The sequence below is a fragment of the Pseudomonas sp. WS 5410 genome (genome assembly GCF_012985645.1).
Classification (GTDB): Bacteria; Pseudomonadota; Gammaproteobacteria; order Pseudomonadales; family Pseudomonadaceae; genus Aquipseudomonas; species Aquipseudomonas shahriarae.
Genome location: NZ_JAAQWS010000018.1, coordinates 14,607 through 36,705, shown reverse-complemented (window position 1 = coordinate 36,705; position 22,099 = coordinate 14,607). Strand labels below are relative to the sequence as shown.

Genomic DNA, 22,099 nt, shown 5'->3' with positions numbered 1-22,099 from the left:
TGGGAAATACTTCGCCTATCACCACACGAAACCACACGAAACGAGACTATGCCGAACGCATCCCCCATCGAGCAAGCCTGCCAAGAGGCCCGTGACCGTCTCGCACGTCTCGGGATCTCGGCCAAAGACTGGGCTGAAAAAAATGAATTCAACCCGTCGACGGTCTACGCAGTTTTGAACGGACAGAAAAAGTGCTTGCGCGGTGAAGCTCACCGCGCCGCCGTGCTGCTCGGAATCAAAGACGGCGTCATTACAAACTAGGGCCTCTGGCTCCAAGGGGAAACCAGAAGATGAAACGCCCAGTTCTAGCGACCAAGCGGCAGGTAATGAGTGCAGTTATTTGCGACTACCCAGGCGGACGCGAATGCGCTGCAGCTCGCCTTGGTTACGAACTCAAGAAGTTCGATAACCACATCTATGAAAATGCCGGCAGCCGACCTTTGAGCGATGAACAGATACATGTTCTGGAGCAGGACGCTGGTACCACGCATCTGCCGGAATACATCGCAGCCTTGTACGGCGGCATGTTCGTCCCACTGGCAAACCCGGAAACCCTGGACAACGTCGACCTCTACAGCCGGTCGGTCAATGCTGCCGCCAAGCGCGGAGTCGTCGACCAGATCATTGCCAAAGCCTTGGACGACGGTCGCATCGAACGCGACGAGGCGGAAGCGATCCTCGGCGCGCACAACCGCTATATGTCGGCTCGTCATTCAGAAGTACTTGCGACCATCCAGTTGCACAGCAAGGGGCCCAAACATTGAGCACTTACAAGCTGGTCTGCCCCCACTGCCAAGGCCGCATGCGTATTCGCACCAGCGAAGGACAGCACATTTTCTTGCGTATCACCTACATGCAATGCACCAACGAAGCCTGTGGCTGGTCGGTGCGTGCTTTGTTTCAAATGACCCACGAGCTGAGCCCCAGCGGCATGCCAAACCCAGCTGTAAAGCTGCCAGTTGCAGACGTGGTCATTCGTCGACAGGCAATGAAAACCGCCAACGATCAACCCGATCTGCTGGACCAACTGGAAATGGAGCGTGCGTGATGAAGCCCGAGCAATTGACTCATGACTACCGCAGCAGCATGCAACACGCTGCTTTCGCTTACCTACAACGCCATGACGCCGAACACCTGGTGGACTCCGATCTGCTGTTCGACCGGTGCATACGTCATCTGACCCTGGCGCTGGAAGTGCCGGTGTTCATGGCGCCCAAGCTGGTACACAACGCCTGGACCGAACTGCAGGTCATCAAACAACGGCAAAACCTGGGTGTGGACTGGGGTGCCGGTGATGACAGAACGGTCGTGCATCTGATCGATACCCGCGCCCATCTGCGATACCCGGTACCGGCACGACTGCTCCCGCAGAAATTGCTCGACCAGCGCGATACCGCGCTCAAACCTCACCCTCAGTAACTCCCCTTTTTAAACATCCCGCCCTTCCCCGGTTGCCGTGGGTTTGGGTGAGCTTTGCCCGAAATCCGAGGTGGACCATGGAAATCGACGTCGCCATCACCGCAAAACTGCCCCGCGACCAGGCTGAGGCCCTGCTCCAGGTGCTGCGTGCTCAGTACGCACAGCAGTTCAACGAGCATTGGTACGACGACCGTTTTCGCATGATCCCCGAGGGTTTGCGGCATGGCTCGCTGCTCCTTGCCTTCCCGATAATGGCCGCACAGAAACGCCTTATCGGCGCCCTTAAACACAGTCTCGACGAAGCGAAGTAAGTCCCGATGGAAATGAAAGAAAGGCTGCGCGCCGACGTCATCCAACGCATTGAGCGGGATTACCAGCTCAAGCACATGCGCGGCACCGACTACATGCGCAAGGGTGTTTGCCCTGCCTGCGGCCAGAAGACTCTGTACACCTTCTACGATTCGCCCTGGACGTTGATCTGTGGACGGCCGGAAAAGTGCGACCACCGCGTATATATAAAGGACGTGTATGACGACCTGTTCAACGACTGGAGCAAGACTGCCCCGTCGACACCGGACAATCCCCTTGCTACCGCACGCGCCTACCTGGAGTTTGCGCGGGGCTTCAAATTTGAGCTGATTGCCGGTTGGTTCACCCAGGAAAACTATTGGGATAGTCGCCTCAACATCGGCAGCGCTACGGTGCGTTTTGCCCTGGAGAAAGGCGGCTATTGGGAACGCCTGATAGATCGGCCTGACCGCTTCGGCAAGATGAAAGCGCGCTTTCGCCCTACCGGCGAAGGTGCGACAGGCTACAAAGGCGTTTGGTGGTGCCCGCCAAGCGTAGACCTGCTGGAGGTCGACGAGCTGTTTATCGTCGAAGGGATCTTCGACGCTATCGCACTGCTGCATAACGACGTGTCGGCCGTGTCGATGATGTCCAGTGCTCCCTGCCCGATTGATTCTCTCAAGGCCCTGGTCAAGCTGCGCCATGACGCTGACAAGCGCCTGCCGACCCTGGTGTGGGCACTGGATAACGAACCGGTGGCTAAAGCCAATACACGCCGCTGGGTCAAAGAGGCCCGCGACCTGGGCTTCACCTGCAAAGCGGCTGTGATCCCCCAGCCCAACGGTAAAAAGGTCGACTGGAACGATCTGCACCACCGCTGGAAGTCGATCGAGGGCGACGAGAAACGTGCCGAGCGCATCGAGCACGACCTTGATGACGCACGCCACCAGGGTGACCTGCTGCTGGCTGACTCGGCTGAAGAAAAGGGTTTCCTCATTTACCTGCGCGACGAACGCAAGGAATTCAACTTCACATTCCGCAAGCGCCTGTACTGGTTTCGGATTGACCTTGATAAGCACGACCGCGCCATGAGTGACCTTGAGAGTTCACAGCGTCACGAGGACCAACTGCTCAACGATGAACAAAAGCGTTACAAGGCACTGCGCCAATCCGGCTCAGTGACCTGCATCGCCAACTGCAATTTCCAAGCGCTGTACTACATGCGCAACGACCTGACCGATGAGGCCTGGTACTACTTCCGTATCGAGCGCCCACAAGGGCCTGCCATTAAAAGCACCTTCACGGCAAAGCAGCTCACGTCGGCGCCCGAGTTCGCGAATCGCCTGCTCAACGTCTCCAATGGCGCGATGTTCGAGGGCAGTGCCCAACAATTGAAACGGATTCTGGCCCCCCAGTTGGATTGCCTGAAAGCCGTCAACACCATCGAGTGGATTGGCTACAGCCGCGAACACGGTGCTTATGTTTTCAACGACCTGGCCTTCTTCGACGGGGCGGTGCATGTGCGTAACAAAGAAGACTTTTTTGACCTGGGCAAGCTGAGTATCAAGTCCCAGAGCCAGTCGCCCGTGCTGCACATCAATACCGACCTGAACGCCTACAACGAAGGGTGGTTCGACATTTACTGGCGCTGCTTTGGCGTCCAGGGCCTTGTGGTACTGGCCTGGTGGCTCGGCGCTTTGCATGCTGAGCAGATCCGCCAGATCCACAAGTCGCTGATGTTCCTGGAACTGGTAGGCGAAGCCGGCTCAGGCAAAACCACCCTGGTCGAGCTGCTGTGGAAACTGGTCGGCCGCACTGATTACGAAGGTTTCGACCCTTCCAAAGCGACCGCCGCCAGCCGTGCGCGCAACTTCTCGCAGGTCAGCAACCTGCCGGTGGTGCTGATCGAGTCCGAGCGTGAACAGAAGGAAGGCCAGCCCGTAAAGCACTTCGACTGGGACGAACTGAAAACCGCCTACAACGGCCGCAGCGTTCGCTCCACTGGCGTGAAAAACAACGGCAACGACACCCACGAACCACCCTTCCGCGCCGCGCTGCTGATTGCACAAAACAACGCAGTGAACGCTTCTGAGCCGATTCTCCAGCGCCTCTGCCACGTCCACCTGACACGTGAGCACCACACCCCGGAAACCAAGCAGTTCGCCGAGCAGTTGGAGCGCATGCCGATGGAAAAGATCAGCGGCTTCCTGGTCAAGGCGCTGCAGCGCGAAGCCAACACCATGCGCCTGATGGAAGAAAACACCTCCGGCTACGAGCAGGAGCTGCTGGCACAACCCGGCATCCGCACAGTGCGTATCGCGAAGAACCACGCCCAGTTGCGCAGTCTGGTGGATGCCCTTGCCGAGGTCGTGCCGCTTGGCGAGCACCGTAAAGCCCTGGCACACGCCGAGGTCAGCCGCATGGCCCTGGAGCGCCAGCAGGCAATCAACGCCGACCACCCGACCGTTACCGAGTTTTGGGACCTCTACGACTTCCTCAATGGCATGGACGAGACAGGGGCGCTCAACCACGCCCGCCGGGATGGGCTGATTGCTGTGAACCTCAACGAATTTGTAGAGATGGCGGCCAACAAGCGCCAGCAGGTACCGGCACTCGGTGACCTGAAACGCCTGCTCAAAACCAGCAAATCACCCAAATTTCTGGAATCCAACAAGGCCGTCAACTCGGCGCGGGCGCTGGATGCTTTCGACAAACCGAAAACCATTCGCTGCTGGGTATTCCAGGGCGTATAGGGGCTGCAACCCCTCGACACCATCCACCCAAAGGAGAAGCACCATGCACATACAAGTAATCACCGGTGACGGCCAGGAGGGGGAAACCAACCGCCTTCGGCATTTGAAAGAGCTGAAAGCCTGGTTTAACGAGTCCGGGAAAATTGTTCACGCTGAAGCCTACGACCCTGCCGGGCTGGTCGCAATCCTGGAGGTTCGTGCCATAGGCGATAAAGAAATACTGGTGCTGGAGTGCAGCCGGGAACAGATCCAGGCAGTCCTGGAATGGCAATCCGCGACAGATGAAGTTGTCGAGTTTGAAAACCTGCTGCTGCACCTGGTGCGCAAGCAAAACCCAATCGGCGAAAGCCAGTAAGAAGGTGGTGTCGAGGGGCTGCAACCCCTCGACACCGACCACCCAAAGGAGAAGCACCATGCAAGTGAATCAACCCCAAGGCGGCACTGTAGAGGCTACCACAACCCCACTCGCCGTCGGCGACAAGGTCAGTTATGTCGCAATGAGTGGTGGAGGTCGGGAATACCGTCTCAGCGCTCGTACAGGCGTGATCACAAGGATCGCTGGCAACGTCGCCACCTTGCGTACCTCAAACGGGCGTAGCACCACCCAACCACTCGACAAGCTGACACCTGACGGCCAACCCAACGCGCTTACACGCATGCTCATGGGAGGGCAGTGACCATGCTTAAGCGTGTTTTTAAGCACTTTCACTTCTGCTGCGGCCTCGGCGGCGGCGCCAAAGGGTTCAACAACGCCAAGCCCGTGGTGGGCAACATGCAGGCCGAGTGGCAGTGCATCGGTGGCATTGATGTTGACCCGGCCGGGTTGCGCGACTTCCAGCGGCTGTCTGGTGTTTCTGGCACGTTGATGGATCTGTTCACCCTCAGCATGTACACCGCGTTTCACGGCAAGCCACCACCGCCTGGTTGGGTTGAGGCTGGTCCCGACGATGTACGCAAGGCTGCCGGTTACGAGCGCCCAGACGCGGTGTTTATCTCCAGCCCCTGCAAAGGCGCCTCGGGCTTGCTATCCGAAACAATGAGCCTGACCCCGAAATACCAGGCCCTCAATGAACTGACGCTGCGCTGCGTGTGGTTGATGTGTGAAGCCTGGAAGGATGACCCGGTATCGTTGATCGTTTTCGAGAACGTACCGCGCCTGGCCACCCGTGGCCGGCACCTGCTGGACCAGATCAACAAGCTGCTGAACCACTACGGTTATGCAGTTGCAGAAACCACGCACGATTGCGGTGTTATCGGTGGCCTGGCCCAGAGCCGTAAGCGTTTCCTGCTCGTGGCCAGGCACATAGAGAAGGTGCCGCCCTTCCTGTACGAGCCAGAGAAAAAGACGCTCAAGTCTGTTGGTTCGATCCTCGGCCGCATGCCAATGGCTGGTGATATTGCCGCCGCGGGCCCAATGCACCGGGTTCCGGCGCTGCAATGGAAAACGTGGGTTCGCCTCGCCCTGGTCGAAGCTGGTAAGGACTGGCGCTGCCTGAACGATTTAGCGATCGAGGACGGCTACCTACGCGATCTGATCATTGTTCCCCAGTTCCGTGACGGCTTCCTGGGCGTGCATGACTGGAACGAAACCGCCGGTACCGTCGCCGCACGCAGCGGCCCAACCAACGGCAAGTTTTCGGTAGCTGATCCACGGGCCAGAACCGGCGCACTGCAATACCAGCAGTACGGCGTCCGGCGCTGGGACGAAACCAGTGGCGCGGTAATCGGCGTCAAGTCACCCGGGCAAGGGACGTTCAGCGTTGCTGACCCACGTGACCCTGGTATCGGACACGCAAAATACAACGTGGCTCAGTGGGATGGCACCTCACGCACCGTAATTTCCGGCAGCACCACGGGCCAGGGCGCTTTCGCCGTTCAGGATCCACGCCCCGGCATGAAACGCACCAAAGGCGATGCCTACCTAACGGGCGGCCACTACGGCGTTGTGGGCTGGAGCGCCCAGTGCGGGGCCGTTTCAGCCAGTGCCCGCCAGGACAATGGGCGTTGGTCCGTCGCTGATCCACGCATGCCAGAAGCCAACGAGCGGCTGACCTGCGTTATCGAAAGCCTCGACGGCACCTGGCACCGGCCATTCACCACGCTGGAGTTGGCCGCGCTGCAAAGCCTGGTTGATCCTGAGGAGTGGTTTGAACTGGACGGTTTGAGTGATCAGGCATGGAGAGAGCGGATCGGGAACGCAGTTCCACCGGCAGCCGCGGAAGCAATCGCCCATGTAATGGGCACCACCTTATTGCTGGCCCAAGCAGGCGAAACCTTCATGCTCAACAGCATGCCAGTTTGGGTACAGCCGGTGGCGATTGCCTTGACCGTGGCACAGCGGGAGGTCGCACTATGATTAAAATCTCAATATGGGGCTTCCTGGCTGGCCTCGGCTTCGTGGCATCGCAGGAGCTGTGGTGGGTAATCACTGGAATGGTGGGCCTCTGTCATGGTTGAAAACCACGGACTGCCGCAAGTATTGGCTCGAGCCCCCTCGGAGGCAGCATGAACACCGCGTTTATTCTTATGGCCCAATACGACGGGCAGGCGATTATCCCGCTGGAGCTGCTTTGCCGGGACTACTTCACACACCTGACGCCAGACATGTTCCAGCGCAAGGTGATGAGTGGTCAGATCAAGCTGCCAATTACCCGCCTGGAGCCGAGCCAGAAGTCTGCCAAGGGCGTCCACATCACCGATCTGGCCGTCTACCTCGACCTACAGCGCGCCGCCGCGGTTAAAGAGCACAACCAACTCAACGGGTTAAAACCCGCCGTTTGAGCCACTTCATTGATGCGGCGCCCAGCTGGACGGGCGCCCTTAATATCTTTCCATGCCACTCCCAGCCCACATATCGGTCACCTTTGCCACGCAGGTGGGTGTAACGCCGCATAGAGTTCCAATCCCTGTGCCCGGAAACACTCGCCACACGCGGGATATCCCAGTCCATTTCAAACAGGCGGCTCACACCTTCATGGCGAAGGTCATGAAAGTGAAGATCTGCAATTTCCAGGAATTTGCAGGCTTTCGCCCAGGACGTCGAGATTGATTCAGGGCTATAGGGGAATATGTCGTCGCCAGCTTTTGGCATTGTCTGGAGGATCTGCCACGCCTCGTCCGGCAGGAAACACCAAACATCGTTGCCAATCTTCTGGCCGGGGTTCTTCATATCGCGCACCAGCACCCGCTGGCCAGGCTCGTCGACGTCCGCCCAGCGAATACGGGTTATTTCATCCAGGCGGCGTGTGGAGAACAGGGCAAACCCCACGACTTTCAACATATTGATGGCGGTCGGGCGCCTGGCCTGCATGGCCTGGTAGTGCGTCAGCACCTTTCCCAACTCGTCCAAGGTCGGCCGGCGGTCACGCTCCCGGCTTTTCAGGTTGTAGCCCAGCTTGCGCAGCACACGCCTGGCACCGCCCATGGCGAGCGGATCGACATGGTAACCCCAGGCATCTTTGGCAATGGCCAGGACAGCGCCGAGGTGCGCCAGGTCGTTGCCAGCGGTTTGTGGCTGAACCCCACCACCCTCACGGCTCATTCGCCAGAGGGCGAAGTCGACCAGGCATTGGGTTGTGACGTCGGTATCGTTGAGCTGCCCGATATCCATTTTGCCGATGGCTTCAAGCGTGGCCTTCTTGGTTTTGCCTAACGGCCGGGCCTTTTCCACTTCCAGCAAGTACTGCTTGATCATGTCTTTGACGGTGACGCCCTGCCGGCTCGCCCGTTCGATAGCACCAGGCTGGTCCAGCTCCGATTCGCGCTTGCGCGTCCACGCCTGGGCTGCCTGTTTCCGGGCGAATGTCTGGCTCTCTTGGTAGACTTGCACTCCGTCGCGCTTGATGCGGATCTGAGCCGTGTAGCTCACAGTCCCATCCGCCAGTTTTCTTGCCCTAATAGTCGCCATATCGAAAGTGGTACGCGTCAGTTTTGAGGTGGTACATCGTACCACCGAGCCCTGAAAAACGCCTGAAAACGCCCTAAAACACGCCAAGAACACGTTGAGTAAAATGCTAGATAAACAGAGCTTTAGCCCAGCAGTACCAAGCCCCGCACTGTCTCGGCGCTTTAGCGTTGCACCCATGATGGATTGGACTGACCGTCATTGCAGATACTTCCTACGCCTGCTCTCCAAGCACGCCCTGCTCTACACCGAAATGGTCACCACCGGCGCCATTCTCCACGGCGACCATGAACGCTTCCTGCGTCACAATGAAGCCGAGCATCCTCTCGCCCTCCAACTGGGCGGCAGTGTTCCAGCCGACCTGGCCGCGTGCGCACGCATGGCTGAGGCCGCCGGTTACGACGAAGTGAACCTGAACGTCGGCTGCCCCAGCGACCGGGTGCAGAACAATATGATCGGCGCGTGCCTGATGGGGCACCCTGCCCTAGTGGCGGATTGTGTCAAGGCGATGCGGGATGCGGTGTCGATTCCGGTGACGGTGAAGCATCGCATCGGGATCAATGGCCGGGACAGTTATGCTCAGTTGTGTGATTTCGTCGGGCAGGTGAAGGACGCGGGGTGCACCAGTTTTACCGTGCATGCGCGGATTGCGATTCTGGAGGGGTTGTCGCCCAAGGAGAATCGGGACATTCCGCCGCTGCGTTATGACGTGGCGGCGCAGTTGAAGCGCGATTTTGCCGAGCTGGAGATTATTCTCAATGGCGGGATCAAGACCCTGGAGCAATGCGCAGAGCATCTGCAGGTGTTTGATGGGGTGATGCTCGGGCGTGAGGCTTATCACAATCCGTATTTGCTGGCAGAGGTGGATCAGCAGTTGTTTGGCAGTACGGCGCCGGTAATCAGTCGGGCCGAGACGTTGGCGCAGTTGCGGCCGTATATCGCCGAGCACCTGGCCACCGGTGGCGCGATGCATCACATTACGCGGCATGTGTTGGGGTTGGGCACCGGGTTTCCGGGGGCGCGCAGGTTTCGGCAGTTGTTGTCGGTGGATATTCACAAGGCCGCGGATCCGTTGGCCTTGTTGGATCAGGCCGGAGCGTTGCTGGAAGGCCGTTGACGGAGCGGCGACAGGTCCATCGCTATCGTGGGCAAGCTCGCTCCCACATTCTGATCGCGTTGCTGGTTGAACCTGATAGCGATTTTGCCCTCCTATATAGCAGCACGGTCGGTCATTCAAACGACTGTTTTCAGGTTATTGCCCTCGCAAACGATCGAACGCGTTTGCGCCCTTGAGCGGCTATCGGCCCTCGGGTAATGTCATCAGACCCATAGGACAGAGCACGCCCATGACTTCCAAACTGGAACAACTCAAGCAATTCACCACCGTAGTTGCCGACACTGGCGATTTTGAAGCTATCGCTCGCGTCAAGCCGCAGGATGCCACCACCAACCCTTCCCTTTTGCTCAAAGCCGCGTCCATTCCGGCTTACGCCAAGCTGCTGGACGCCTGCGTGCAGGATTGCAACGGCGATGTCGGCCTGGCCAGTGACCGCTTTGCGGTGGCTGTGGGCCAGGAGATCCTCAAGGTGGTGCCAGGGCGCATCTCCACCGAGGTGGATGCGCGGCTGTCGTTCGACACGGACGCGGTACTCAAGCGTGCGCATCGCCTGATCGACCTGTACGAAAAGGCAGGTATTGGCCGCGACCGCGTACTGATCAAGATCGCATCCACCTGGGAAGGTATTCGTGCCGCCGAGCAACTGGAGAAAGAAGGCATCCAGACCAACCTGACCCTGTTGTTCTCCTTCGCCCAGGCCGTAGCCTGCGCTGAAGCCGGGGTGTTCCTGATTTCGCCGTTTGTCGGTCGTATCTACGACTGGTACAAAAAGGCCAATGGCAACGACTACACCGGTGCCGATGATCCTGGTGTGCAGTCGGTAACCCGCATCTACAACTACTACAAGGCCAATGACTACAAAACGGTGGTGATGGGCGCGAGCTTCCGCAACCTGAGCCAGATCGAAGAGTTGGCCGGTTGCGACCGCCTGACCATCAGCCCGGACTTGCTGGAGAAGCTGGCGGCCGACAATGGCAAGCTGGAGCGCAAGTTGGCGCCAGGCCATGCCGGTGAACCCCGTGTGCATATGACAGAGGCGCAGTTCCGCTGGGAGTCCAACGAGGACGCGATGGCCACTGAGAAGCTGGCAGAGGGCATTCGTCAGTTTGCTCGGGACCAGGAGAAGCTGGAAGCGTTGTTGAGCGCCAAGCTGTAAAAAGCGAGGGCGGCAAAAAGGGCGGCATCCGTTGGGATGCCGCCCTTTTTTGTAGCTCAATTTGTGTTGGTTGGGCTGGCGCTATCGCAAGCTAGCCAGCTCCCACATGTTGACCGTGCTCACAGCGAGGTCAGTGACGCTCCAGGGCGTTGACCAGGTCGTGAAACGCTTCGCGGTTGGACTCGTTCAGGCCCATCAGGATCTTGTGCGCCTCCAGCACCTTGAGCCGCACCACTTCCTCGGACTGGTCCTGGGAAGGCAAGTCGGTCAGGCATTCCGGGCAGGGGATCGGGCGGTCAACGATGTTGAACACCTGGTCGAAACCCATCGACTGCAAGAGCCGGGTGATGTCTTCGTGGGTGGTGACCACGGTCGGCAGCAGTCCGACCTTCTGCCGCGACAGAATGGACAACTTGGCCAACAGCCCAAGGGTGGTGCTATCGATGCTGCGGGTTTCGGTCAGATCGATCACGATCGCCGAGAAATTCAAGGCTGTGAAAATCCGCTCAATCGTTGCATCCAGCGCCGAACACAGGGTCAGGCGCACTTCACCGACAAACTTCAGGACGAAGGTCCCGTCTTGCTCGGCGAATTGGATTCTTCCGGTACTCATCAAAGATTCCTGCTCAACACCAATAGGGCGATATCATCCGGCATCTCCCCTAGCGTGGCCAATCCAAAAACCTGCCGCAGGCCATCCAGGCTGCCGCCCGCCGACCTGACCCGTTGGGGCAAGGCGGCTTCTTTCTCTTTGAGTGTAGGCTCTGGAAGAAGGTCCAGGATGCCATCAGACATCAGCGTCAGGCTGAAGGCCGGTGGCAGCTCCAGGATGTGGTCTTCATAGGTGGCTTCATTGAACAAGCCAACCGGCAGACCGCGCCCTTCCAGATAACGCACACTGTCTGGAGTGTATAAAACCGGCAATGGCAGGTGACCGCCAATGCTGTAGGTCAACAGACCGGTTTCTTCATCAATCACGCCGCCCACCATCGTCACGTGCTTGCCCAGCTTGCAGCTGATCAGGCCCCGGTTGATGTGGCCCAGCACTTGCGAGGGAGTGAACTCCGGCAAGGTGCCGTTGCGCTTGGATTCGAACAACAGCCGTGTGGTCATGAACTTCAACAACACGGTCACGAATGCAGAGGATGCGCCGTGCCCGGAGACATCGGCCAGGTAGAACGCGACCCGGCGCTCATCCACGCGGAAGTAGTCGACAAAATCCCCCGACAGGTACAGCGACGGGATGATCTGGTGGGCGAACTGGAACTCGTCGATGCTCCAGGGGCTCACCGGCAGCATGTTCATCTGCACCTGGCGACCGGCGTTCTGGTCTTCCTGGAGCAGGTTAAGGCTGGCTTCGAGCTCACGGTTGGCGGTTTCGAGCTTCTCGCGGTAGCGCTGGTTTTCCAGCAGCAGGCGGGCACGATCCAGCGCCCGGCGCACCGAGTGCTCCAGTACGGCCAGATCTTCCAGGGGCTTGATCAGGTAATCGGCAGCGCCCAGGCGCAAGGCTTCCACGGCGTCGTTCATCACCCCGGCACCGGACACGACAATCACCGGCGTCTGCGGAGCAAGCTCGGTTACCTGGCGGATCAGCTCAAGGCCGCCCATCTGGGGCATACGCAGGTCGCAGATCACCAGGTCGGGCTGGTCGCGCTCGAACACCTGGAGACCCTGAAGACCATTGCCGGCCTGCAGGACGCTGAAGCCACTGTCTTCCAAATAGGCCGCGAGGCTCGCGCGCACTACTTCGTCGTCATCGATTATCAGCAGCGTGGCACTGGTTTTTTGCATGTGGGCAAACGGCGCCAGAATTAGGTTGGCGTAGGCAGTCAGGCAATGGCCCGGCTCGCACTACTGGATTCGCTTTCTAGCCTCTCTGTCCTACAAAACATGAGCTTTTGGCTCACGCACAAAGGTAAAGCAGAGGTGCCCTTCTAAGGCGCAGACGGTACTCCCATCCGCCAGGGGTTTCAAGCTCATGCCGATGGTCGCTGGACGTCTTTACATCGCAAATCACCGGGAGTTATAAGAACAGGCAAAACCACAACGCAATGGAAGGATGAAAGCTATGAGCGCAAATGAACGTGACTATGCAGAAAAGCGCGATTTCATCCGCATGCGTGTGGATGCCGGCGTGTCGTTGATCCATGCCGGGCAAGAGATTGCGGGCGTCTGCCTGGACCTCTCCAGCTCTGGCATGCAGGTCCAGGCCCAGCACCCGTTCAACGTGGGCGACCAACTGAAGGTGCGTATTGACTCAGAGCACGCCGCGCTTAAAGGCCTGGAGGCGGACACCGAGGTGGTCTGGGCCAGGAAAGAAGGTGACGACCAACACCTGGGCCTGAAAATCCTCAAGATGTACTGAAATTAATGCACACAAAAAAGGCGGCCTCGAAGGCCGCCTTTTCCATTCAAGGGTTAACCTTAAAAGTCATCCACTACCTTGCCATCTTTGACCTTGAACTCACGGTTCTGCAGGTAGGCATTGCGGATAAAGGTGTATTTGTCGCCATTGATCAGCTTCTCAGCCGACAGCAGACTCGCACGGGTATCGACGATATCCAGGCCCATGGCGCTGTTGCGTGTAGGGATATCGCTCATGTAGCGGTACGGTTCGGTGTAGCTGTCGACGTACTTGGACGGCGCATCACGCAAGGTGCTTGGGCCCAACAGCGGCAGCATCACGTACGGACCGCTGCCCACGCCCCAGTAGCCGAGGGTCTGGCCGAAGTCTTCGTCGCTGCGTTGCAGCCCCATTTTGGTGCCTACGTCGATGACGCCGAGCACGCCAAACGTGGTGTTGACCAGCAAACGCGCGGTATCGACACCCGCCTGGTATGGCTTGAGTTGCAGCACATTGTTGGCCAGGTTGCCCACATCACCAATGTTGCGGAAGAAGTTGTGGATACCGTCTTCGACAAATTGCGGGGTAATGAACTGATAGCCTTGGGCCAATGGCTTGAGGGCGTAGGTATCAACGGTGTCGTTGAAGGTGAAAATCGGGCGGTTGATGCTTTCCCATGGATCGTCTTCCGCAGCCTGGGCGGCGAAAGGCACCAGCAACACACTGGCACATACCGATAGTTGAGCAAGACACTGGCTCCAGCGCATAGCTTGAACTCCTTGAATGATCTGTCATGGGCGCTATGCCCTGAATAAGACGGCAGTATATGACGGAAGTGTAAGATTAGGCAGCTTGACGGAATTGTCATTCAGCAAATATACAAAACTCCTACATCCAAGATCAGGTGTCATCTGCTTGTCATGGGCTTCCGATAGCGTCACAGCTATTTTCAGGGACGTCCCAATGCCCCACCCCCAGATCGCTGCAGACAACGCCCCGTCCTTGACCGCCGTACTCTTTGGCCTCAGTGGCTGCCTGGTGGACTTCGGTTCCATGGCCCACGCCGACACCATCCCCACCGGCGAAGCCCTGACCACCCCTGGCGCCCTGAACATCCTGCAATGGCTCAACAGTCAAGGCACCCCCTGCGCGTGGCTGGACGAACTGCCCCCCACCGTCACCACGCCGTTGGCCGCCGTCCTGCCGGACTGGATCCAAGGCACCCGCCCTGCGACCGCACCCTGGCCGGCGCCCCATGCCTGCTGGCAAGCCTTGATGGACCTGAACATCCAGCGCCTGGATGGCTGCGTGCTGGTCAGCGGCGAGCCCCGACTGCTGCAAGCCGGGCTCAACGCCGGGCTCTGGACCATTGGCCTGGCGTCCTGCGGCTCACTGTGCGGGCTGTCCCCCAGCCAATGGCAAGCCCTGAGCGAACAGGCGCGCGAACACAAACGCGCCAAAGCTACGGTCGCGCTGTACGGCCTCGGCGTGCACTCGGTGATTGATCATCTGGGTGAGCTGGGCACCTGCCTGGCGGACATCAGCCTGCGCCGGCTCAAAGGCGAGAAGCCCTGATCAAGATCATGCACAGTCGCCGCCAGTGGATTAATCTACAGGTCATACCGTAGACCTTTCTCGGCGTGCCGTGGTCTATGCCAGTGCCTATTGATAAAAGGAAGAACGCCATGCCTGCCCGCGAAAAACTGCAAGAACAGGTCAACATCCTGCGCGAGCAATTGAACCAGGAGCCGCCTCTGCCGCTGGAAAAACGCGAAGCGCTGGAAGCATTGATTGCCAAATTTGAAGTGCAACTGGAACTGGAACCTGCGACCCAGCCGCCGAGCATCTCCGATGATGTGAACCTGGCAGTCGAACGTTTCGAATTGGACCATCCGGGCATTGCCGGGACATTGCGCAATATTGTGGTGGCCTTGGGCAATATGGGGATTTAATCCCAACCCGAGCCAGGTACAAAACCCAATGTGGGAGCGGGCTTGCTCGCGATAACGGAGTGTCAGTCACCGAAGATATTGACTGAAACACCGCTATCGCGAGCAAGCCCGCTCCCACATTTGCTGGGTGTGAAGCTTACTGTCGGGCCAGGCGCAGGTTCTGGAACTGTACATCCTCAGTGCTGCGATACGGGTTGATATCCAACCCACCCCGTCGCACATACCGCGCATAAACCGTCAACTTCTCAGGCTTGAGCAACCGTTGCAGGTCGAGAAAGATCCGCTCCACGCACTGCTCATGAAAGTCCGAGTGCTGGCGGAAACTCACCAGGTACGCCAGCAGGCTCGCATGGTCCAGCGCCGCGCCGCGATATTCCACCGCGACGCTGCCCCAGTCCGGCTGACTGGTCACCGGGCAGTTGGATTTGAGCAGATGGCTGTGCACGCTCTCCTCCACCACACGGGAATCATCACAGCGCAGCAGTTCCGGGCGCGGATGCTCGTAGTTGCTGACACTGATATCCAAGTCATCAATGCACACGCCCGGCAGGCGCACCACGCCTTCGTCTTCCACTTCGGCCAGGCTACGGATGCGCACGCCCACCGGCTTGCCGGCCGCCGCGCTCAGATCGGCACGCAGGGTCGTCTCAAGGCTTGGCCCATCGGCAAACGGCGTCTGGTTCAGCGAGTTGAGGTAGAGCTTGAAGGATTTCGATTCGATGATGTTCGGCGAGTCGGCCGGGATGCTGAACTCACCGATGGCCACCACCGGCTTGCCAGACGGCAGCAGCCAGGACAATTCAAAGCAGTTCCAGAAGTCCACGCCCTTGTAGGGCAGCGTCTCGGCGGTGAGGCCCAGCTCGGCCCATTTGGCGGCGCGAGGAATGGGAAACAGCAATGAAGGGGTGTAAGTGGAGATGTATTCACTGGACTTGCCCAGCGGCGAATGTTCGGCTGCGGGATGCATGGCGGAAACCTGGCTAAATAAACCCCGCCAGTCTACCAGCCTTTGCCCCCGCCTTTGAGCCCGAGGTTTACTGGCTGACGTTCAGCTTGCCGACCATCCCCGCCTGATAATGCCCGGGGAGGTTGCAGGCAAACTCCAGGGCCCCAGCCTTGCTGAAGGTCCAGGTCAATTCGGCGGTCTTGCCCGGCTCCACCAGCACGCTGTTGGGATCGTCATGCTTCATGCTGCCCATGTCACCATGACCCATTGCCGCGTGATCCATCTGGCCCATGCCGGTGCTGGTCAACATGCCGTTGGCCTGCATTTTGAGCATTTCCTTCTGGTGATCGGCATGCATGGCTGCGTCCCCCAGGTTGAACTCATGCAGCAACTGGCCCTTGTTGACCAGCACAAAGCGCACCGTCTCGCCGGCTTTTACATCCAGGGATGTAGGAGCAAAGGAAATATCCTGCAGCAGCACTTCTACAGTCCGCGTGGCCTTGGTCGCCGGGGCAGCCTCGCCAAAGGCGAAAGTGTGCGCACCATCGGCCAGCGCCGCAGCGCTCAGCATCATCAGACAACCCACCAACCACCAGGCTTTGCGCGATAACATGTTCATTCTCCAAAGGTACGGGATCCGCTTGTGGGACACTCTAGTAATGCGTCGCTGCCAGTCAGCTGACTGTTAGATTACAACTTTGTCAGGTTGCGCCAGCACCACGGCGCACACGGTATAAAGCCTGCTGCTACCCGTTGCCATGAGTTGCCTATGAAACTGCTGATCGTCGAAGACCAACCCAAAACCGGCCACTACCTGCGCCAGGGCCTGGCCGAAGCCGGGTTCAATACCGAACTGGTGGCCGACGGCACCACCGGCCAGCACCTGGCGCTGACGGGCGACTACGATTTGCTGATCCTCGACGTGATGCTCCCAGGCCGCACCGGCTGGCAGATCCTGCAGGCGGTGCGCAGCGCCGGCCTGGAGATTCCGGTGTTATTCCTGACTGCGCGGGATGCGGTCGAAGATCGGGTCCACGGCCTCGAGCTGGGGGCCGACGACTATCTGGTCAAGCCATTCGCGTTCTCCGAGCTGTTGGCCCGGGTGCGCAGCCTGTTGCGCCGAGGCAGCAGCCTCCCCCAGGAAACCAGCCTGCACCTGGCCGACCTGCGCCTGGACCTGATCCGCCGCCGCGTGGATCGCAGCGGCCAGCGCATCGACCTGACCGCCAAGGAGTTCGCCCTGCTGGAGCTGCTCCTGCGCCGCCAGGGCGAAGTGCTGCCCAAGTCGTTGATTGCCTCCCAGGTCTGGGACATGAACTTCGACAGCGACACCAATATCATCGAAGTGGCTATCCGCCGCCTGCGCCTGAAGATAGATGACAGCTTTCCCAACAAGCTGATCCACACCGTGCGCGGCATGGGCTATGTGCTGGAGGAGCGGTTCAGTTGATCAAGCGCCTGTCCCTGGCCAGCCGCCTGGCCCTGTTGTTTGCCGGCTGCACCGCCGTGGTCTCGCTGCTGGCGGGCGTGTTGTTCAACCAGGCCAGCGAGAAACACTTCCTCGAGCTGGACCAGCAATTGCTCGACAGCAAGCTGATGACCCTGCGCAGCGCCCTGCAAGGCGCCGACACCCCGGCGCTGTTCGCCCCACGCATCGCCGCATTGAAAGACGAGCTGAGTCATCAACCCGACCTGTCGGTACGCATCAATGCCGCCGACGGCCAGCGCTGGTTTGACAGCGCGCTGCGCATCCCCAATGACCTGCCCACTGCGCCCGGCCTGCACAGCCTGCAAAGCGCCGGCACCAGCTACCGGGTGTACAACGCGCCGTTGAATCCCGAGCAGCCCAGCTCCGCGCAGTTGGTCCTGATGCTGGACATCACCCATCACCAACACTTTCTGCAGCGCATGCAGCACCTGATCTGGCTGACGGTCGGCCTGTCCGCCCTGGCCACCGCGCTTCTCGGCGCCTGGGCCGCACGCAGCGGCTTGCGTCCGTTGCGGCGGATGACTGAAGTGGCCAGCCGCGTACGCGCCCACTCCCTGACCCAGCGCCTGCCCGAAGAACAGATGCCCGCCGAACTGGCGGAACTGGCCCAGGCCTTCAACGCCATGTTCAGCCGCCTCGACGACGCGTTCCAGCGGCTGTCGGCGTTCTCTGCCGATATCGCCCATGAACTGCGCACGCCGCTATCCAACCTGCTGACCCAGACCCAGGTGATCCTCACCCAGCCCCGGCCGCTGGAGGACTACCGTGAAGCGCTGCACAGCAATCTGGAAGAGCTGCAATGGATGGCCCAACTGGTCAATGACATGCTGTACCTGGCCAAGGCCGATCACGGCTTGCTGAACCCCAGGCGCGAGCCCCTGGCCCTGGCCGACGAGGTAGATGCCTTGCTGGAGTTCTTCGCGCCGTTGGCCGAGGACGCCCAGGTCAACCTGCTGCGCGACGGCAGCGCCAGTGCCGTCGGTGACCGCAGCATGCTGCGCCGTGCTTGTTCCAATCTATTGGACAACGCTGTGCGCTTTACCCCGCCGGGCGGCGAAGTACGGGTGAGGATCAGCGAAAACGCCCAGGGCGTGACGCTGAGCGTGGAAAACACCGGCACCGGGATTCCCCAGGTGTTACTGCCCAAGCTGTTTGACCGGTTCTACCGCGTGGATCCGGCACGCCATGAAGGCAGCAGTGAGCATGCAGGGCTGGGGCTGGCGATTACCCAGTCGATTGTGCAGGCACACGGGGGGAGGATTTTCTGTGAGTCACAACCGGGGTGGACGCGGTTTGTGATTGAGCTGCCGCAGGGGGTTTGAGGCAAGCTGGGCGGGCCTCATCGCGGGCAAGCCCGCTCCCACATGTTGATTTGCGAACACCGTCAAATGTGGGAGCTGGCTTGCCTGCGATAGCGATCTCAAGACCTACGAATATCTCAGGGCATGCGCCGGCTCAATCTTCGCCGCCCGATACGCCGGGTAGATCGTCGCCAGAAAGCTCAACACAAACCCCGCGCTGCAAATCAGCAACACATCGCCACCTTGCAGCTCCGAAGGCAGGTTGCTGACAAAGTACACGTCCGAACTGAAGATATGCTGCCCGGTCACGCGCTCCATCCAGCCCACCAGCTCACTGACGTTGAGCGCGGCAATCACTCCCAGCACGCCGCCAATCAGGGTGCCGACGATACCGATCACCGTGCCCTGGACCATGAAGATCGCCATGATCTGTCGTGGCGTGGCGCCGATGGTGCGCAGGATCGCGATGTCCGCGCCCTTGTCGTTCACCACCATGATCAGCGTGGCGATGATATTGAACGCGGCGACGGCGACGATCATCAGCAACAGCAGGCCGATCATGGTCTTTTCCATCTTCATTGCACTGAACAGGCTGCCCTGGGTGTGGGTCCAGTCATCGGCCTTGTAGGCGGCGCCCAGGCTGCCGGCAATGTCCGCCGACACTTTCGGCGCCGCGTACAGATCTTTGACCGCCAGGCGCACGCTTTGCACCTGGTTCGGCTGCCAATGCAGCATTTGCGCGGCATCGGCGACGTGGATCAGCGCCATCGAGCTATCCAGCTCGGCACCCACCTTGAACACCCCCACCACGTTCAAACGCTGCATACGCGGGGTGATGCCGCCGGGCGCAGTGCTGATTTCCGGGACGATCAAGGTCAGCTTGTCCCCCACATTCAAGCGGAAACGGCGCGCGGTGATTTCACCGATCACCACGCCGAACTCACCCGGCTGCAGGTTTTCCAGATTGCCCTGGACGATATGCTGGGTGACGATCGACACCTTGCCTTCCTGGGCCGGGTCGATCCCGCTGATCTGGATCGGCTGCATCGAGCCCTTATAGGACAGCATGCCTTCCATCTCGGTAAACGGCACGGCGGCGGTCACTTCGGGGTTTTTCAGAGCGGCGGCGGCCACGGGCTGCCAGTCGCTGATCGGGTTGACGCCGACGATGGTGGCATGCGGCACCATGCCCAGAATGCGCGAGCTCATTTCCCGCTGGAAGCCATTCATCACCGACAACACCACGATCATCGCCAGCACGCCCAGGGCGAGGCCGATCATCGAGGTCATCGAGATAAACGAGACAAAACGGTTGCGGCGCTTGGCGCGGGTATAGCGCGTGCCGATAAAAATCGATAACGGTCTGAACATTCGCGGGCACCGTTGAAAAAATAGAAAACCCAGGCACGAATGCCCGGGCTGAAACAGGTCAGATGGCGACCAGATGACCTTCCTGCAGGTGCAACACTCGGTCCATCTGCCGGGCCATGCTCATGTCATGGGTCACCACCAGGAACGCGGTGCGCATCTGGGTGCTCAGCTCCAGCATCAAGTCCTTGATGCCCTGGGCAGTGTGGGAATCGAGGTTGCCCGTCGGCTCATCGAGCATCACCAGGCCTGGGTTGTTCACCAGGGCACGGGCAATCGCCACACGCTGGCGCTCGCCGCCAGACAGCTCTGCCGGCTTGTGCTCCAGGCGATGCCCCAGGCCGACGCGCTCCAGCAGCGCCGTAGCACGCTGACGCGCTTCCGGGATCGCGGTCTTGCCGATCAACAGCGGCATGCACACGTTTTCCAGGGCCGTGAACTCTGGCAGCAAGTGGTGGAACTGGTACACAAAGCCCAGGGAGCGGTTGCGCAACTGGCCACGGGCCTTCTCGTTCAACGCCGAGAGTTCTTCACCGGCCAGCCACACGCTGCCCTGGGACGGCGTATCAAGGCCGCCCAACAGGTTGAGCAAGGTACTTTTGCCGGAGCCGGAACTGCCAACGATCGCCACGCGCTCGCCCGGATGCAGTTCCAGTTGCAGGTTGGACAGCACCACTACCGATTCCGGGCCTTCCTCGTAGGATTTGCCCAGGTTGCGGCAGCTCAGGATTGCTTTTTCACTCATGCCCGATTCACTCATAGCGTAAAGCCTGCGCCGGCTGGGTACGTGCCGCGCGCCAGGCTGGATATAGGGTGGCAAGGAAACTCAGGACCAACGCGGCGCCGCCGACCATCAACACATCCTGGCTCTGCACCTGGGACGGCAAATAGTCGATGAAGTAAACGTCGGCGTTGAGAAACTTGTGGCCGATCAGGGTTTCGACGCCGGCGATGGCAGCACTGACGTTCAGCGCGGCGAAGATCCCCACGGCCGTACCGATCAAGGTACCGACCACGCCGATCACCGTGCCCTGGACCATAAAGATCGCCATGATCTGCCCCGGCGTGGCGCCCAGGGTGCGCAGGATGGCGATGTCGCCCTTCTTGTCGTTCACCACCATCACCAGGGTGGAGATGATGTTGAAGGCGGCCACCGCGACAATCAGCAACAGCAACAGGCCAATCATCGCCTTTTCCATGCGGATCGCCTGGTACAGGTTGCCGTGGGTACGGGTCCAGTCACGGGCGTAGTACTGGCTTTCACCCAGGTGCTGGGCGATTTCCCAGGCCCCGCGCGGCGCCTCGAACAGGTCGTTGAACTTCAGGCGCAAGCCCTGCACCTGGTCCGGCTTCCAGCGATGCAGGCGGGCCAGGTCGGTAAGGTTGGTCAGGCCGAGGAAGCCGTCGATTTCGCCGGCGCCGACATGAAAGATGCCAACCACGGTAAAGCGCTTCATGCGCGGGAACATGCCCGCCGGGGTCACGGTGACTTCCGGGGCGACGAAGGTCAGCTTGTCGCCAATGGCCACGCCGAGCTTGGCCGCCGCACGGTCGCCGATCACGATGCCGAAGCTGCCAGGCGACAGGGCATCGAGCTGGCCCTGCTGCATGAACTGATCAATGATCGAGACCTTGCGCTCCTGTGCCGGGTCGATGGCATTGAGCAGGACTTTCTGCACCTTGCCATTGTTGGTCAACAGCCCCTGCATCTGGGTAAATGGCGCGACGGCCAGCACCTTGGGGTTCTGCTTGACCTTGTCGGCCAGGCCTTGCCAGTCACCCAGGGGCTCGCCGGACTCGATGGTCGCGTGGGGCACCATGCCCAGCACGCGGGTGCGCATCTCATGATCGAAGCCATTCATCACCGATAGCACCACGATCATTACGACGACGCCCAGGGCGAGTCCGATCATGGAGGTCAGGGAAATGAACGACACAAAATGATTGCGACGCTTTGCACGGGTATAACGCGTGCCGATAAATACGAAGAGAGGTCTGAACATGTCGGGGCTTGTTCGGAGGAAAAGAAGACGTCCCGGTGGCGGGGTCTGGTAAGCAG

26 protein-coding genes are annotated in these 22,099 nt (G+C 59.8%); 17 read left to right on the top strand and 9 right to left on the bottom strand.

From position 1 onward, the window contains the following. Positions 1 to 48: 48 nt before the first annotated feature. The 10 genes from HBO24_RS22895 to HBO24_RS22855 all read left to right on the top strand — a co-directional run bounded on the left by HBO24_RS22895 (position 49) and on the right by HBO24_RS22855 (position 7,241). Entirely contained in the window at positions 49 to 261 is a 213-nt protein-coding gene (locus HBO24_RS22895; protein WP_092231667.1) for a DNA-binding protein, read from the top strand. A gap of 29 nt (positions 262 to 290) precedes the next feature. Beyond that, positions 291 to 764 carry a YmfL family putative regulatory protein gene (locus HBO24_RS22890; protein ID WP_170060365.1) on the top strand — a complete coding sequence of 158 codons (474 nt, stop codon included), beginning with the start codon at positions 291 to 293 and terminating at the stop codon, positions 762 to 764. Beyond that, a complete protein-coding gene (locus HBO24_RS22885; protein WP_057439568.1) occupies positions 761 to 1,048 on the top strand; it encodes an ogr/Delta-like zinc finger family protein in 288 nt (95 codons plus the stop codon). The genes HBO24_RS22890 and HBO24_RS22885 overlap by 4 nt, the downstream gene beginning before the upstream one ends. Further along, complete coding sequence (locus tag HBO24_RS22880) at positions 1,048 to 1,419, top strand: hypothetical protein (protein WP_170060364.1); 372 nt, start codon at positions 1,048 to 1,050, stop codon at positions 1,417 to 1,419. The genes HBO24_RS22885 and HBO24_RS22880 overlap by 1 nt, the downstream gene beginning before the upstream one ends. A gap of 77 nt (positions 1,420 to 1,496) precedes the next feature. Then, a complete protein-coding gene (locus HBO24_RS22875; RefSeq protein WP_170060363.1) occupies positions 1,497 to 1,730 on the top strand; it encodes a hypothetical protein in 234 nt (77 codons plus the stop codon). A 12-nt stretch (positions 1,731 to 1,742) separates the two neighbouring features. Further along, entirely contained in the window at positions 1,743 to 4,460 is a 2,718-nt protein-coding gene (locus tag HBO24_RS22870; RefSeq protein WP_170060407.1) for a toprim domain-containing protein, read from the top strand. A 43-nt stretch (positions 4,461 to 4,503) separates the two neighbouring features. Beyond that, positions 4,504 to 4,815: a hypothetical protein gene (locus tag HBO24_RS22865; protein WP_170060362.1), complete on the top strand. Its 312-nt coding sequence runs from the start codon at positions 4,504 to 4,506 to the stop codon at positions 4,813 to 4,815. A 58-nt stretch (positions 4,816 to 4,873) separates the two neighbouring features. Continuing rightward, positions 4,874 to 5,137, top strand: a complete 264-nt coding sequence (locus HBO24_RS29850; protein ID WP_315973200.1) for a hypothetical protein — start codon at positions 4,874 to 4,876, stop codon at positions 5,135 to 5,137. Positions 5,138 to 5,139: 2 nt separating this feature from the next. After that, complete coding sequence (locus tag HBO24_RS22860) at positions 5,140 to 6,816, top strand: DNA cytosine methyltransferase (RefSeq protein ID WP_170060361.1); 1,677 nt, start codon at positions 5,140 to 5,142, stop codon at positions 6,814 to 6,816. A 149-nt stretch (positions 6,817 to 6,965) separates the two neighbouring features. Beyond that, complete coding sequence (locus HBO24_RS22855) at positions 6,966 to 7,241, top strand: pyocin activator PrtN family protein (protein ID WP_170060360.1); 276 nt, start codon at positions 6,966 to 6,968, stop codon at positions 7,239 to 7,241. Here the strand turns inward: HBO24_RS22855 and HBO24_RS22850 are convergent. After that, positions 7,216 to 8,367 carry a site-specific integrase gene (locus HBO24_RS22850; RefSeq protein WP_170060359.1) on the bottom strand — a complete coding sequence of 384 codons (1,152 nt, stop codon included), beginning with the start codon at positions 8,365 to 8,367 and terminating at the stop codon, positions 7,216 to 7,218. The two genes, HBO24_RS22855 and HBO24_RS22850, sit on opposite strands and share 26 nt — an antisense overlap. Before the next feature lie 103 nt (positions 8,368 to 8,470). Here HBO24_RS22850 and dusA point away from each other — a divergent pair, with 103 nt between their 5' ends. Beyond that, positions 8,471 to 9,481, top strand: coding sequence for a tRNA dihydrouridine(20/20a) synthase DusA (dusA, locus tag HBO24_RS22845; protein WP_170060358.1), 1,011 nt, complete (start codon positions 8,471 to 8,473; stop codon positions 9,479 to 9,481). Between the two features lie 229 nt (positions 9,482 to 9,710). Next, complete coding sequence (gene tal / locus HBO24_RS22840; RefSeq protein WP_057438541.1) at positions 9,711 to 10,637, top strand: transaldolase; 927 nt, start codon at positions 9,711 to 9,713, stop codon at positions 10,635 to 10,637. A 130-nt stretch (positions 10,638 to 10,767) separates the two neighbouring features. Here tal and rssC read toward each other — a convergent pair whose 3' ends face one another. Together rssC and rssB are read right to left on the bottom strand one after the other, a co-directional pair. Continuing rightward, positions 10,768 to 11,250: an anti-sigma factor antagonist RssC gene (gene rssC / locus HBO24_RS22835; protein WP_029293846.1), complete on the bottom strand. Its 483-nt coding sequence runs from the start codon at positions 11,248 to 11,250 to the stop codon at positions 10,768 to 10,770. Continuing rightward, a complete protein-coding gene (gene rssB / locus HBO24_RS22830) occupies positions 11,250 to 12,431 on the bottom strand; it encodes a two-component system response regulator RssB (protein WP_032863287.1) in 1,182 nt (393 codons plus the stop codon). Before rssB ends, rssC begins: the two co-directional genes overlap by 1 nt. 277 nt (positions 12,432 to 12,708) lie before the next feature. Here rssB and HBO24_RS22825 point away from each other — a divergent pair, with 277 nt between their 5' ends. After that, positions 12,709 to 13,005 (top strand): PilZ domain-containing protein, encoded by a 297-nt coding sequence (locus tag HBO24_RS22825; RefSeq protein ID WP_032863288.1) that lies wholly within the window; start codon positions 12,709 to 12,711, stop codon positions 13,003 to 13,005. Between the two features lie 59 nt (positions 13,006 to 13,064). Here HBO24_RS22825 and HBO24_RS22820 read toward each other — a convergent pair whose 3' ends face one another. Beyond that, entirely contained in the window at positions 13,065 to 13,751 is a 687-nt protein-coding gene (locus HBO24_RS22820) for a VacJ family lipoprotein (protein ID WP_057438540.1), read from the bottom strand. A gap of 196 nt (positions 13,752 to 13,947) precedes the next feature. On the opposite strand from HBO24_RS22820, the gene HBO24_RS22815 reads away from it, so the two are divergent. Next, positions 13,948 to 14,559 (top strand): HAD family phosphatase, encoded by a 612-nt coding sequence (locus HBO24_RS22815; protein WP_170060357.1) that lies wholly within the window; start codon positions 13,948 to 13,950, stop codon positions 14,557 to 14,559. 110 nt (positions 14,560 to 14,669) lie between these two features. Continuing rightward, positions 14,670 to 14,936, top strand: a complete 267-nt coding sequence (locus tag HBO24_RS22810; protein ID WP_057438538.1) for a DUF4404 family protein — start codon at positions 14,670 to 14,672, stop codon at positions 14,934 to 14,936. Between the two features lie 136 nt (positions 14,937 to 15,072). Here the strand turns inward: HBO24_RS22810 and queF are convergent, their stop codons facing one another. Both queF and HBO24_RS22800 read right to left on the bottom strand, forming a co-directional pair. Next, the gene (queF, locus tag HBO24_RS22805) at positions 15,073 to 15,903 is read right to left on the bottom strand and encodes an NADPH-dependent 7-cyano-7-deazaguanine reductase QueF (protein ID WP_170060356.1); all 831 of its coding nucleotides are present in this window, start codon (positions 15,901 to 15,903) and stop codon (positions 15,073 to 15,075) included. Between the two features lie 67 nt (positions 15,904 to 15,970). Further along, positions 15,971 to 16,495: a cupredoxin family protein gene (locus HBO24_RS22800; protein ID WP_115128675.1), complete on the bottom strand. Its 525-nt coding sequence runs from the start codon at positions 16,493 to 16,495 to the stop codon at positions 15,971 to 15,973. Positions 16,496 to 16,651: 156 nt separating this feature from the next. Here HBO24_RS22800 and HBO24_RS22795 point away from each other — a divergent pair, with 156 nt between their 5' ends. Both HBO24_RS22795 and HBO24_RS22790 read left to right on the top strand, forming a co-directional pair. After that, complete coding sequence (locus HBO24_RS22795) at positions 16,652 to 17,332, top strand: heavy metal response regulator transcription factor (protein ID WP_170060355.1); 681 nt, start codon at positions 16,652 to 16,654, stop codon at positions 17,330 to 17,332. Beyond that, complete coding sequence (locus HBO24_RS22790; protein WP_170060354.1) at positions 17,329 to 18,693, top strand: heavy metal sensor histidine kinase; 1,365 nt, start codon at positions 17,329 to 17,331, stop codon at positions 18,691 to 18,693. Before HBO24_RS22795 ends, HBO24_RS22790 begins: the two co-directional genes overlap by 4 nt. Positions 18,694 to 18,798: 105 nt before the next feature. On the opposite strand, the gene HBO24_RS22785 is transcribed toward HBO24_RS22790, so the two are convergent. The 3 genes from HBO24_RS22785 to HBO24_RS22775 are packed head-to-tail and all read right to left on the bottom strand — an operon-like array spanning position 18,799 to position 22,043. After that, positions 18,799 to 20,043, bottom strand: a complete 1,245-nt coding sequence (locus tag HBO24_RS22785) for a lipoprotein-releasing ABC transporter permease subunit (RefSeq protein ID WP_170060353.1) — start codon at positions 20,041 to 20,043, stop codon at positions 18,799 to 18,801. Between the two features lie 58 nt (positions 20,044 to 20,101). Then, positions 20,102 to 20,785 (bottom strand): lipoprotein-releasing ABC transporter ATP-binding protein LolD, encoded by a 684-nt coding sequence (gene lolD / locus HBO24_RS22780; RefSeq protein WP_019818240.1) that lies wholly within the window; start codon positions 20,783 to 20,785, stop codon positions 20,102 to 20,104. 7 nt (positions 20,786 to 20,792) lie between these two features. Then, positions 20,793 to 22,043, bottom strand: a complete 1,251-nt coding sequence (locus tag HBO24_RS22775; protein WP_057438533.1) for a lipoprotein-releasing ABC transporter permease subunit — start codon at positions 22,041 to 22,043, stop codon at positions 20,793 to 20,795. Positions 22,044 to 22,099 lie beyond the last annotated feature (56 nt).

What these genes read in the sequence shown, in the direction of transcription:
- HBO24_RS22895 (WP_092231667.1), top strand. Translation starts at nt 49, where the DNA reads ATGCCGAACGCATCCCCCATCGAGCAAGCCTGCCAAGAGGCCCGTGAC.
- HBO24_RS22890 (WP_170060365.1), top strand. Translation starts at nt 291, where the DNA reads ATGAAACGCCCAGTTCTAGCGACCAAGCGGCAGGTAATGAGTGCAGTT.
- HBO24_RS22880 (WP_170060364.1), top strand. Translation starts at nt 1,048, where the DNA reads ATGAAGCCCGAGCAATTGACTCATGACTACCGCAGCAGCATGCAACAC.
- HBO24_RS22875 (WP_170060363.1), top strand. Translation starts at nt 1,497, where the DNA reads ATGGAAATCGACGTCGCCATCACCGCAAAACTGCCCCGCGACCAGGCT.
- HBO24_RS22870 (WP_170060407.1), top strand. Translation starts at nt 1,743, where the DNA reads ATGAAAGAAAGGCTGCGCGCCGACGTCATCCAACGCATTGAGCGGGAT.
- HBO24_RS22865 (WP_170060362.1), top strand. Translation starts at nt 4,504, where the DNA reads ATGCACATACAAGTAATCACCGGTGACGGCCAGGAGGGGGAAACCAAC.
- HBO24_RS29850 (WP_315973200.1), top strand. Translation starts at nt 4,874, where the DNA reads ATGCAAGTGAATCAACCCCAAGGCGGCACTGTAGAGGCTACCACAACC.
- HBO24_RS22860 (WP_170060361.1), top strand. Translation starts at nt 5,140, where the DNA reads ATGCTTAAGCGTGTTTTTAAGCACTTTCACTTCTGCTGCGGCCTCGGC.
- HBO24_RS22855 (WP_170060360.1), top strand. Translation starts at nt 6,966, where the DNA reads ATGAACACCGCGTTTATTCTTATGGCCCAATACGACGGGCAGGCGATT.
- HBO24_RS22850 (WP_170060359.1), bottom strand. Translation starts at nt 8,367, where the DNA reads ATGGCGACTATTAGGGCAAGAAAACTGGCGGATGGGACTGTGAGCTAC.
- dusA (WP_170060358.1), top strand. Translation starts at nt 8,471, where the DNA reads ATGCTAGATAAACAGAGCTTTAGCCCAGCAGTACCAAGCCCCGCACTG.
- tal (WP_057438541.1), top strand. Translation starts at nt 9,711, where the DNA reads ATGACTTCCAAACTGGAACAACTCAAGCAATTCACCACCGTAGTTGCC.
- rssC (WP_029293846.1), bottom strand. Translation starts at nt 11,250, where the DNA reads ATGAGTACCGGAAGAATCCAATTCGCCGAGCAAGACGGGACCTTCGTC.
- rssB (WP_032863287.1), bottom strand. Translation starts at nt 12,431, where the DNA reads ATGCAAAAAACCAGTGCCACGCTGCTGATAATCGATGACGACGAAGTA.
- HBO24_RS22825 (WP_032863288.1), top strand. Translation starts at nt 12,709, where the DNA reads ATGAGCGCAAATGAACGTGACTATGCAGAAAAGCGCGATTTCATCCGC.
- HBO24_RS22820 (WP_057438540.1), bottom strand. Translation starts at nt 13,751, where the DNA reads ATGCGCTGGAGCCAGTGTCTTGCTCAACTATCGGTATGTGCCAGTGTG.
- HBO24_RS22815 (WP_170060357.1), top strand. Translation starts at nt 13,948, where the DNA reads ATGCCCCACCCCCAGATCGCTGCAGACAACGCCCCGTCCTTGACCGCC.
- HBO24_RS22810 (WP_057438538.1), top strand. Translation starts at nt 14,670, where the DNA reads ATGCCTGCCCGCGAAAAACTGCAAGAACAGGTCAACATCCTGCGCGAG.
- queF (WP_170060356.1), bottom strand. Translation starts at nt 15,903, where the DNA reads ATGCATCCCGCAGCCGAACATTCGCCGCTGGGCAAGTCCAGTGAATAC.
- HBO24_RS22800 (WP_115128675.1), bottom strand. Translation starts at nt 16,495, where the DNA reads ATGTTATCGCGCAAAGCCTGGTGGTTGGTGGGTTGTCTGATGATGCTG.
- HBO24_RS22795 (WP_170060355.1), top strand. Translation starts at nt 16,652, where the DNA reads ATGAAACTGCTGATCGTCGAAGACCAACCCAAAACCGGCCACTACCTG.
- HBO24_RS22785 (WP_170060353.1), bottom strand. Translation starts at nt 20,043, where the DNA reads ATGTTCAGACCGTTATCGATTTTTATCGGCACGCGCTATACCCGCGCC.
- lolD (WP_019818240.1), bottom strand. Translation starts at nt 20,785, where the DNA reads ATGAGTGAAAAAGCAATCCTGAGCTGCCGCAACCTGGGCAAATCCTAC.
- HBO24_RS22775 (WP_057438533.1), bottom strand. Translation starts at nt 22,043, where the DNA reads ATGTTCAGACCTCTCTTCGTATTTATCGGCACGCGTTATACCCGTGCA.